The sequence below is a fragment of the Paenarthrobacter sp. 10N417 genome, from assembly GCF_056394745.1.
On the sequence record NZ_JBFTIL010000043.1, the window covers coordinates 1 to 8,758 of the forward strand.

Below are 8,758 nucleotides of genomic sequence, written 5' to 3' on the forward strand. Positions count from 1 at the left end.
GAAACCGTCAAACGCTCCGACCCGTCCGGGCACGCCGGCTACGGCTACTGTGCCTCCCACTCCCGGTTCTTCTGGGGCCTGCGTCTCTACCTGATCAGCACCCCTGACGGCATGCCCGTGATCTGGGGCCTGGCGAACCCGAAGATCGGCGAACGCGAGGTCACCCAGGCCCTACTCGAACACGACCACCAACTCATCCGGGCCGGGCAGGTCATCCTCGGGGCAAAGGCTTCGCCGGCCGCGACTTCGAACGGTTCATCACCGAGGACCTCGGCGCGCACCTGATCCGCCCGGACCGCAAGGACGAGAAACCCCGCTTCGGCAAACTCGGCGGCATCCGACAATGGATTGAATCCGTCTTCGACACCCTCAAGGGCCAACTCGGCCTCGAAGAACACGGCGGACGGACCATGGCCGGCGTCTACGCCCGGGTGGCAGCCAGACTCCTCGCCCTCGCCGCAGGCATCTGGCATAACTGGCGCATCAACGCGCCCCGCAAGCGCTCGCTCATCGCCTACGACCACTAAATCCAATAGGACTTAATCATCTAGATGTATCCCTATCCTGCGCGCGCGGTTTTTAATGCCGCGTTGAATGCGGCCAAGCGCGCAATCTCCACCTCTACCGGTTCCACGATGCGCTGCTCAGCTACGCCTGCTATTGCTGCTTTCAGTCGCTTGGCCGCGCCCTTGGCGCGCATGCGTGCCGCCCAGCCGCCGATGACTCTGCCGAAGATCGCCAGAACAATACCCAGAACCACACCACTGGCAACCATTAATGTTGGCCAGGGCCATCCCTGGGTCCGCGGGACCTCCGGAACGGGCATTTGGAAATAGCCGAGCGCAGCCAGGACCCCAAGCCAGCCAAGGCCACCGACTGCCAGGAGAAGCGCGATCCATTGAAGTGTGTTGAACAACAACCACCAGAACGGGCGTTTTGACGTTTTGAGATCCGTCCCGGCGATGGCTTGGTCCAGGGCATCCGGCAGGTGCTCGCGGCCTTCTCTGGCCACACCACGGATGGACGCCCGCCACGGACCCGGAGCGCCTTCCGAAGCCTCATCCACAAAATCACGCACCGCGGCATCTGTCCTCGCACGTTCGGGTGCGCCCGCCACCGGCAAGGAAGTCCGGTTGAGCTCGGGCCTGGCGTCCTGCCTGCCCAGGTTCAGCCTCCGCAGGGGATCAGGCCAGAAGCGCAGCAACCAGCGCGTCACGGGCCATCCAGTCCTGCGCGCCGATTCCCTTTTGAAGGATCGCGCCACCGCGTCAACCACCAGAGGTACGTTGGCCGCCGTCGACAATTCATTCGCGAGTTTGGCTTTGGTGTTTGCCTTGACGCCGCGGGCCTCGCCGTTGCCTGACACCTGGGCCAGTTCCGCAGCAGACTTGGCGACGTCGGCAGCCAGGCGCTTAGTCGCGGCCTCCCGCTGGACCACGACGTCCCTGATAGCACTACGGACGGCGTCGACGCCGTCGCCAGTCAGGGCTGAGGCGCCCAGGACCCGAACATTATCCAGACCGTCGCGCTGCAGGATGCCTTTCAGGGAATGAAGCACATCAGCGGTGTCGGCGTGATCGAGCTTATCTATTTGGTTCAAGACAACAAGGGTGACTGCTCCATGGGTGGCCATCGGGCGCAGGAAGTCGTTGTGCACCGCGGCATCTGCATACTTCTGTGGGTCCAGCACCCAGACCAGGACGTCCACCATCCCGACCATTCGCTGGACTACCTCCCGGTTCTCCACTTTCGTTGAGTCAAAGTCGGGAAGGTCCAGCAGGATCAGGCCGCTCTCCGCAGTGGCCAGGCCGGGCATCCCAGGCAGGCTGTGCCGCTCCTGCACACCGAGCCAGTCCAGCAACGGCCCACTGCCTTCCTCGCCCCAGATTCCTGCCAACGGCGCGGACGTCGTGGGCCGACGGGCTGCCGCGGTTGCGAGATTGCTGCTGGAAACGGCATTGAACAAGGATGACTTGCCACTTCCTGTGGCCCCGAAAAAGCCCACCACCGTGTGCCCTGCCGACAACGAGCGTCTGGACGTGGCCCGTTCAAGGACTTCATACACCGAATCCAGTTCCTGCTCGGGCAGCACCCCTTCGGCCAGTTCGCGTGCTGTATTCAGCGCTTCAAGCCGCCGCTGGAGTTGAGACGATTCCCGGACTTGGCTGTGCCGGCTCATGCGGCCCCAGCCAAGCGGCGGAGGGACTTGGCGTGGCGGTGGAGGTCCATGCCGCTATGCACGGTGTCAGCGTCAAGACCAGTGGCCTCCAGCCGGCCGAGGAACCTGCCCCGCTCCTCGTCGAGAAGGCGCTGGCAGTACGTATGGAGATCGGCCCTGGCCTGCTGGGCCAGCCGACGCACGGCATCTTCACCGAAGACAGCTTCAAGCAGCTTCTGTCCAACAACGGCCGTTCCACCGGCAATGCCTAGCTCCAATCCGGTCAAACCGGCAGTCATGGAGAAAACCACCACCATCAGCGCTGCGCCGAGCCCGTTCACGCCGAAGGAGAGCCAACGGGCCTGGGTGCGTTTTTCCTGGCCCTGGGTGCGGATCAGTTCCATGAGTCCCTCCTGCCAGGAACGGATGGCGCCAGCGGCCTTCGCGTCAAAGCCAGGACTGGTGCCGGAAAGGTCTGCCACACCCAGGAGCTGGCGGCCTGCCGTATCCGAGCGCCAGCGCCGGTCCACGTTTTCTGCGGCATTGGCGGCCTCATCAAGAATCACGGCTTGCAAACCTGTTTCGATCGCGGTCTCGACTTTCACAGCCGGGGCTGGTTCACCTCTGAAGAATGCTCCCACCCGGTCCCGCATGCGCCCTATGTTTTGCTCCAGCGCACGGAAGAATTCACCCGTGCCCACAAAATCCTGCCATCGAGCGAGCACTTCCCCGCGGAGCAGCGCACCGTCCTTGGTTGCTTCCAGAATGCGCAGTAGGGCGTCGTCGTATTCGTGAACGCAGACGGAGCGCAGCTCGTGGGCCGCAGCATCCTGGGCCGCAGCCGCAGCTGCAATACGTTCAAACCGGTTACTCACGGCGTTAACGGCACCATTGAGCGTGCGGCGCGCGACCTCCGCTCGCCCGGCGGCATCCGCCGCCAGATTCGCAAGCCAAAGACGCAAGCCGCTGACAGCTTCGGCCGGCAGCATTCCCAAATCGTCCAAATCGCTTTCCTGCACCACGAAGAGTTCCGCACCAGCCAGTCCCTGGCGGTCCAACATTGCCTTAAGGTCCGTCCTGACTTCTTCCTCGGCTGCCTGTGGCACGCGGTCCAGCACCACGGCGACCGTGATGTCCCGCGCCGCCGCATCCAGGAGCAGGCGCCACGGGACGGCGTCGGCGTATCTGTTGGCCGTGGTCACGAACACCCAAAGGTCGGCCGCGGCCAGCAACTGGCCTGCGAGCCTTCGGTTGTCATCTGAAATCGAGTCGACGTCGGGCGCATCCAGAATCGCGATGCCCCGAGGTACCTGATCGTGTGCCAGGAGCACCAGCGAGGCAATCGACTGGGCATCCGGTGTGACACCGGCTCGACGTGCAGGCAGCGGATCCGCGGACACTCGGCCCCTGACCCGGTCCAGGTTGGGAAGTATGCGCTGGCCCTCAAACCACTCCGTGTCCTGCGGGTGGTGAAGGAGGATGGGCTGGCGCGTCGTGGGCCTGATGGCCCCGGCGCGTGTCACCGGGTAACCCACAAGGGCATTGACCAGCGTCGACTTACCGGCACCAGTGGAACCGCCGACGACGGCCAGCAGCGGAGCGTCCAGGCTGCGGTATCGGGGAATCACGTAGTCGTCGAGCTGTGCCAGGGTCTCCCTGATCCAGTGGCGCCCCTCTTCGGCGTCGGGCAGGGCGAGGGGCAACGCAACGCCGGCAAGTTCCGTCCGCGCAGCTTCAAGGGTGTTGACAGCATCAGCCTGGGCTTTACTGGTGACAGGACTGACCCCTGCTCTTGGCGGCTCTTCATGTGCGGTCACAGCATCATCATGCCAGCCCGCAGACTGTCAGCGGGTCAGCCGGGGTTCGACTTACTGTGAATGTCGGGTTATAGGACAAAATGCGCTTAAACCAAGAATTCCCCCGGAACCGAAGTTCCGGGGGAATTGTTTGTGACCCCAGCGGGATTCGAACCCGCGTTACCGCCGTGAGAGGGCGGCGTACTAGGCCGCTATACGATGGGGCCTTGCACTTTTTTGTCGCCGTTTCCGGCGAACAAGCTGAATGAGTATTTCATACTTTCAGCTCTCTTCCAAATCGACTATGCGATGTGGAATTCCGATTTTCCGCTGCAATAACGCGGAATTTCAGAGCTGGGATACCAGGACTCGAACCTAGAATGACGGTACCAGAAACCGTAGTGTTGCCAATTACACCATATCCCAAAGTGACTTTCGGACCGGAGTTCGTCGCCGTGGTTTCCCTTGGCTTTTTCCTCCGTGCCCCTCAGCACGAGTAATGACTCTACCGGAGTCTTGTCACCTGCACAAATCGCCGGGCCGTTACCTGCATCACATGGATGTCAGGCTGCCGAGGGTGCCGTAACGAGCAGTCTCGACAACGAATCCACCTGACGCCCATCGAACCCTTCGACCTCTTCGCCGGTCCTGTTCAGCCAGACGCCAATCAGGCCGGCCGCCGTCGCGCCATCGGCGTCAAGAAGCCGGTTGTCCCCGACATAGAGTGTTTCGCCGGGTTCTGTCCCCAGCAGCCGCACGCCCTCCAGGTAGATGGCAGGATCCGGCTTCGGCACGCCCACCGTATCCGTTCCTACAAGGATCTTGATCCTGGACAAGCCCGCCCCATCCAACTTTGCCCGCTGGTAGTCGTGAACGTTATTGCTGACGGCGCCATACGGAATGTCCGCATCGTCAAGCGCATCGAGCACGCCAGCGACGTCGTCGAAAGCGCGCACATAGGCAGTCTGCCGCTGATGGTACTCAGCAACCCACGACTGCGATTCCTCACCGTCTCCGAGCTCCACGCCAAAGTGGCCCAAGGCTGCCCGGCCCCTCAAAAGGCGTTGCTCATTGAACGTCAATTCCCCAGCAAGGTAGCGGTCATAGAAATGCGTTGTTTCGTGGGTGAAGATACGGCCGAACTTCACCCACCCGGCCTGGTCAAGGCCGGGCAGGAGATGTTCGCTGACATCACGCAGAGCCGTTGTCATGGCGTACTCAAGGTCCACCAAGGTGTCGTCGATGTCGAACAGAACACCGCGGATAGTTCCGAAGGAGCTTGCAATAGCCATGACCTTTGCCGCCTAGCCCCGGAACGCGCGAACGCGGGCCAACGAGGAATCCTTACCCAGGATCACCATTGACTCGAACAGCGGCGGAGAAATGCGTCGGCCTGAAATAGCGGTACGCACCGGCCCAAAGGCAGCGCGGGGCTTAATGCCAAGGTCCTCGACCAAGGCCTGCTTGAGCGCCGTCTGAATGTTCTCAGCCGTCCACTCCTCTATGGGCTCCAGCGCAGCAAGTGCCGCGTCAAGCACTTCCTGCAGGTTCTCCGGCAACCCCTTGCGGGCGTCATCCGCGACATCAATCGCGTCGTCGGCTTTGAACAGGAAGGCCAGCATCTCGGGAGCTTCACCGAGCAGGGTAATACGCTCCTGAACCAGCGGAGCCGCCTCAGCGAGGATCTCCTCCTGACGAGTGGTGAGGATCTCCCCCACGAAACCTGCGGCACGGAGGTACGGGACCAGACGCTGCTTGAAATCCTCCGGCTCGAGCAGGCGAACATGGGTCCCGTTGATGGCCTCGGCTTTCTTGAGGTCGAAGCGCGCGGGGTTACCCAGGACATCGTGGATGTCGAAGTTAGCCACAAGCTGCTCAACGGTGAAGATATCCTCGTCCGCACTCAAGGACCAGCCCAGCAGGGAAAGGTAGTTGAGCAGGCCTTCAGGGATGAAGCCACGCTCGCGGTGCAGGAAGAGGCTGGATTCTGGATCCCGCTTGGAAAGCTTCTTGTTTCCCTGGCCCATGACGTAGGGCAGGTGACCGAACTCCGGCATGTACTCCGCCACTCCGATGGCGTAGAGCGCCCGATACAGCGCGATCTGCCGGGGGGTGGAGCTCAGGAGGTCCTCCCCGCGAAGCACGTGCGTGATGCCCATGAGGGCATCGTCAACCGGGTTCACCAGCGTGTACAGCGGAGCACCATTGGCACGAACCACTGCAAAGTCGGGAACGGAGCCCGCCTTGAAAGTAATCTCGCCGCGGACGAGATCGTTGAAGGTCAGGTCCTCGTCCGGCATGCGAAGGCGCAGCACGGCTTCCCGGCCTTCGGCCTTGAACTGGGCAAGCTGTTCCTCGGTCAGGTGGCGGTCGAAGCCGTCATAGCCAAGTTTGGGGTCGCGGCCAGCTGCCCGGTGGCGGGCTTCGATCTCGTCCGGCGTGGAGTAGGACTCGTAGACGTGTCCCCCGGCCTTGAGCTTGGCGATGACGTCCTGGTAGATGTCTCCGCGCTGTGACTGGCGGTACGGCTCGTGCGGCCCGCCTACCTCGACGCCCTCATCCCAGTCGATGCCGAGCCACTTGAGGGCATCCAGCAGCTGGTGGTAGCTCTCCTCGCTGTCGCGGGCAGAGTCGGTGTCCTCGATGCGGAAGATCAGCTTGCCACCGGTGTGGCGCGCGTAAGCCCAGTTGAACAGGGCGGTCCGGATCAGGCCAACGTGCGGCGTTCCCGTAGGCGACGGGCAGAAACGAACGCGGACTGGAGTCTCGGCGTTGACGGCAGGGATGGCGCTGGAGGCAGCGCTGGACGCAGAAGCAGTAGTCATAGTGCTTCAACTTTACCGCTTGATATAGGCCCTGTTCCCCGCAGGAAGGGCCCGACGACGGCCCGCGCCTTCCGTGCGAAAGGCTCGTGCCGCCGTCGGGCTTATGCTCTGCTCCGGCCGCTAGCGGCGAACCACCGGGTTGGACAAACGCCCGATGCCTTCGATCTCCACTTCGAAGCGGTCGCCCTCGCTGACCAGGCCGACACCGGCCGGGGTTCCCGTCATGATGACGTCGCCCGGAAGCAGGGTGAACGCGTGCGAAACAATCGAGACGAGCTCGCGCACGCCCCGGATCATCTGGCTGGTGCTGCCATCCTGACGGAGTTCACCGTTGAGTCGGCCTTGAATGGACAAGTCCTCGTGGTCGAGATCGGTTTCGATCCACGGGCCCAGCGGAGCAGAGGTGTCAAAGCCCTTGGCACGGGCCCACTGAAGATCCGTTTTCTGGACGTCCCGGGCAGTGAGGTCGTTTCCGCAGGTGTAACCAAAAATGACGTCGTCAGCACGTTCCTCAGGGACGTCCTTGCAGATACGGCCGATGATGACGCAAAGCTCCGCTTCGAAGGAGACTTCATCGGAGAACTCCGGGAGGACGATCGGATCGTTTGGCCCGATGACCGAGGTGTTCGGCTTGAGGAAGAGCAATGGATGCTGCGGAACCTCGTTGCCCAGCTCAGCAGCATGCTCGGCAAAGTTACGTCCAACGCCGATCACCTTGCTCCGCGGAATGATCGGCGCAAGGAGCCGCACATCCTCAAGCTTGTGCTTCGTGTGAGTACGTTCGACGCCATTGAAGAAGGGGTCGCCGTTGATGACAGTGATTTCCTCACTGCCGGGCTCGCCTTCAACAACGCCATAAAGGGGATCAGAATCAACTACAAACCGGGCGATACGCATGGGCTCAAGCCTACCGTCCAGCGCTTGGGCGTTTGCCCGCTAGCTTCGAAGGTAATCCAACTGCGCCGCAACCGAAGTCTCAGCCGCCCATCTGACGGAATGGTCGACGTCGGGATACACCGCATCCGTGACTGCGGCAATCGGCGCGTCCTGGCCGAGCTGTGCAAGGGCAGCCCGGATCTGGTCGAGCCGCTGGTGGCGATGTTCGCGGTACTCGCGGCATTTCGCGTCCAAGGCAGCGAGCACCGGGCCATGGGCGGGAAGGAGCGTAGCCGGGCCCAGCGATTCGAGTCGGTCCAGACTGGCGAGGTAATCGCCCAAGCGGCCATCGGGGTAGTCCAGCACCGTGGTGCCGCGGCCCAGGATGGTGTCACCGGTGAGGACGGAGCCTGCGGGACCGTCTGCGGGGAGATGGAAGCAGAGGGAATCCGATGTGTGGCCAGGCGTTGCCAGGACACGGATCTCCACTCCGCCGGCGTGGAGGACTTCGCCGTCCACGAGGGGATCTCCGCCGTGGCAGTACTCCGCGGCAGCAGCCCTGACCGGAGCACCTGTCAGTTCATGGAACCTGGCTGACGCGGCTGTGTGGTCAGCGTGCCGGTGCGTAATAAGCACGACGTCCACCACGCCTGACGCTGCCAGCTCGGCCAAGTGCCCTTCGTCTTCCGGGCCAGGATCCACCACCGCAACGTGGCCGGAATCGGCGGTGCCGATGATGTACGAGTTGGTGCCATCCAGGCTCATCGGGCCGGGATTTGGTGCCAGCCGGAAGCGGGTGAGGCCGCTGCTCCGTTGCAGCGCAGAGGCGCCGGCACGTGAAGAGGTGTAGTCGCCGGCAGGTGAGTCGTTGGAAGTCTCCATTGATTCTGAAGTCACTGTCCCATCTTGCACCACTTCCGATCCTCTCTCACATCCGGGGCCTTTTCCGGCGATGTTCCCTCATCGTCAAGCTGGTTGTGAGTCATTCATTAGCTGTTGAGTGAAGGAGCCGGCGATGGCCGTTGATAACAAGGGTTTTACGCGTGAAGAGATCCGTGAGTTCATGCATGAGTACTATTTGCAGCCGTACGGGACGAGGAAGG

The 8,758-nt window shown here is 62.5% G+C and carries 6 protein-coding genes, 2 tRNA genes and 1 pseudogene; 1 reads left to right on the forward strand and 8 read right to left on the reverse strand.

Annotation, left to right across the window (positions count from 1 at the left end; genetic code table 11):
* A pseudogene (locus tag AC1DCM_RS26330) lies at positions 1-527 on the forward strand (transposase); the annotation flags it as partial.
* Between the two features lie 32 nt (positions 528-559).
* On the opposite strand, the gene AC1DCM_RS26335 reads toward AC1DCM_RS26330, so the two are convergent.
* The 8 genes from AC1DCM_RS26335 to AC1DCM_RS26370 form a co-directional block, all read right to left on the reverse strand.
* Positions 560-2,179 (reverse strand): GTPase, encoded by a 1,620-nt coding sequence (locus AC1DCM_RS26335; RefSeq protein ID WP_477520299.1) that lies wholly within the window; start codon positions 2,177-2,179, stop codon positions 560-562.
* A complete protein-coding gene (locus tag AC1DCM_RS26340; protein ID WP_477520300.1) occupies positions 2,176-3,975 on the reverse strand; it encodes a dynamin family protein in 1,800 nt (599 codons plus the stop codon). Before AC1DCM_RS26340 ends, AC1DCM_RS26335 begins: the two co-directional genes overlap by 4 nt.
* Before the next feature lie 133 nt (positions 3,976-4,108).
* Positions 4,109-4,181 (reverse strand) — tRNA-Glu (locus AC1DCM_RS26345).
* Positions 4,182-4,308: 127 nt separating this feature from the next.
* Positions 4,309-4,380: transfer RNA gene (locus tag AC1DCM_RS26350), tRNA-Gln, on the reverse strand.
* A 137-nt stretch (positions 4,381-4,517) separates the two neighbouring features.
* The gene (locus AC1DCM_RS26355; RefSeq protein ID WP_442003925.1) at positions 4,518-5,246 is read right to left on the reverse strand and encodes an HAD family hydrolase; all 729 of its coding nucleotides are present in this window, start codon (positions 5,244-5,246) and stop codon (positions 4,518-4,520) included.
* A gap of 12 nt (positions 5,247-5,258) precedes the next feature.
* A complete protein-coding gene (gene gltX, locus AC1DCM_RS26360; protein ID WP_477520301.1) occupies positions 5,259-6,779 on the reverse strand; it encodes a glutamate--tRNA ligase in 1,521 nt (506 codons plus the stop codon).
* Positions 6,780-6,899: 120 nt separating this feature from the next.
* Positions 6,900-7,676, reverse strand: coding sequence for a fumarylacetoacetate hydrolase family protein (locus AC1DCM_RS26365; protein WP_442003923.1), 777 nt, complete (start codon positions 7,674-7,676; stop codon positions 6,900-6,902).
* 39 nt (positions 7,677-7,715) lie between these two features.
* Positions 7,716-8,537 (reverse strand): MBL fold metallo-hydrolase, encoded by an 822-nt coding sequence (locus AC1DCM_RS26370; protein WP_477520302.1) that lies wholly within the window; start codon positions 8,535-8,537, stop codon positions 7,716-7,718.
* Positions 8,538-8,758 lie beyond the last annotated feature (221 nt).

Bases quoted from the DNA above. Each gene is read 5' to 3' on its own strand.
- AC1DCM_RS26365 (WP_442003923.1), bottom strand. From the start codon at position 7,676: ATGCGTATCGCCCGGTTTGTAGTTGATTCTGATCCCCTTTATGGCGTT.
- AC1DCM_RS26335 (WP_477520299.1), bottom strand. From the start codon at position 2,179: ATGAGCCGGCACAGCCAAGTCCGGGAATCGTCTCAACTCCAGCGGCGG.
- AC1DCM_RS26370 (WP_477520302.1), bottom strand. From the start codon at position 8,537: ATGGAGACTTCCAACGACTCACCTGCCGGCGACTACACCTCTTCACGT.
- gltX (WP_477520301.1), bottom strand. From the start codon at position 6,779: ATGACTACTGCTTCTGCGTCCAGCGCTGCCTCCAGCGCCATCCCTGCC.
- AC1DCM_RS26355 (WP_442003925.1), bottom strand. From the start codon at position 5,246: ATGGCTATTGCAAGCTCCTTCGGAACTATCCGCGGTGTTCTGTTCGAC.